Genomic DNA, 315 nt, shown 5'->3' with positions numbered 1-315 from the left:
TTTTACCTATTTAAATATCAGCTTAGTGAATGGTTGTGCTTAGCAATCCTAAACCCTCGCCACTGTAAATAATACTGCTGCGGCTTAATGTTCCAGCATCAACACCGTTAACAATAATGTCAGCCTGCCCATCGCTGTTTGCATCGTATGAGCTTATGGTTAAATCAGCGAAGTTACCCTCTAGTGTTAAACGTCCATATTCTGTGGTTGCACGTCCATCTTTTATTACTAGCTGGTATTTGCCTGAGTTAATATTTATACCCAATAAAGCAACTTCGTTTATGCCATCGCTGTTTAAGTCACCCAGCTCCATTA

The 315-nt window shown here is 40.0% G+C and carries 1 protein-coding gene; it reads right to left on the bottom strand.

Annotated elements, in window-relative coordinates; all coding sequences use genetic code 11:
* Positions 1 to 22 precede the first annotated feature (22 nt).
* A partial coding sequence (locus H5092_RS20480) for an FG-GAP-like repeat-containing protein (RefSeq protein ID WP_220492587.1) occupies positions 23 to 315 on the bottom strand: 293 nt, incomplete at its 5' end.

It is taken from the genome of Pseudoalteromonas sp. SR41-7 (genome assembly GCF_014163935.1).
Taxonomy (GTDB): Bacteria; Pseudomonadota; Gammaproteobacteria; order Enterobacterales; family Alteromonadaceae; genus Pseudoalteromonas; species Pseudoalteromonas distincta.
The sequence above is the reverse complement of the archived record's forward strand: the minus strand, read 5'-3'. Positions and strand labels throughout refer to the sequence as shown.